Raw genomic sequence first — 1104 nt, 5'->3', positions numbered from 1 at the left:
CCCACACCGACGCCGACACTCTCCCCGCCGGCGACACCCTCCATCACCCGGCCGACGAGCCACCCACCACCCCCACCCCACTCCACCCCGACCAATCCCAACCCCAACCCACTGCGGGCAGCTGGGTGCGCGACCCGGATAGGGCCCGGACGCTGTTCAACCAGCACGCCGGCCACATCGCCACCACAACGCAGCAGCAGGAGCAGGAGCAGTTGCGGCGGTTGTGGAACGCCCTGATCGGCAGTATGGACGGCGACGGGTTCATCACCGTCAGCGAGCGAGCCCTCGCCCGTGCGGCAGGCACATCGCAGCAGACGGTGCATGACTGGATCGTGGCATTGCGCGGCCGTGGTCTGCTGCGGCTGGTCGGGGGAGGTCACGGTCGCAGGGCGGCGTGGTACAAGGTGACCGATCCGGGTCCGCCCCGGCAAGCATCGTTGCCGGCCCTTCCTGCGGGCAGCCAGTGGGTGCGCGACCGGAATGGGGCCCGGACGCTGTTCGAGCAGCACGTCGGCCACATCGCCACCGCAACGCAGCAGCGGGAGGAGCCGCTGCGGCGGTTGTGGAACGTCCTGATCGGCAGTATGGACGGCGACGGGTTCATCACCGTCAGCGAGTCAGCCCTCGCCGCGGCGACATCCACAGCGCCGTCGACGGCGCATGACCGGATCGTGGCATTGCGCGACCGTGGTCTGCTGCAGCTGGTCCGGGAAGCACACGGTGGCGTGGCGGCGCGGTACAGGGTGACCGATCCGGGTCAGCCCCGGCAAGCATCGTTGCCGGCCCTTCCTGCGGGCAGCTGGTGGGTGCGCGACCGGGATGATGCCCGGACGCTGTTCGAGCAGCACGTCGGCGACATCGCCACCACAACGCAGCGGGATCAGCTGCGGCGGTTGTGGAACGTCCTGATCGGCAGTATGGACGGCGACGGGTTCATCACCGCCAGCGAGTCAACCCTCGCCGATGCGGCATCCATACCGCCGTCGACGGTGCATGACCGGATCGGGGAATTGCGCGGCCGTGGTCTGCTGCAGCTGGTCCGGGAAGGTCACGGTGGCGTGGCGGCGCGGTACAGGGTGATCGATCCGGGTCCGCCCCGGCAAG

The 1104-nt window shown here is 69.7% G+C and carries 1 protein-coding gene; it reads left to right on the top strand.

All coding sequences use genetic code 11. The annotated features are described in order from the left end of the window. Positions 1–1104, top strand: a 1104-nt coding sequence (locus ACGFIZ_RS34295) for a hypothetical protein (RefSeq protein WP_393427468.1), incomplete at both ends; no start/stop codon positions are given.

The sequence above is a fragment of the Micromonospora sp. NPDC048830 genome (assembly GCF_043198215.1).
Lineage (GTDB): Bacteria > Actinomycetota > Actinomycetes > Mycobacteriales > Micromonosporaceae > Micromonospora.
The sequence above is the reverse complement of the archived record's forward strand: the minus strand, read 5'-3'. Positions and strand labels throughout refer to the sequence as shown.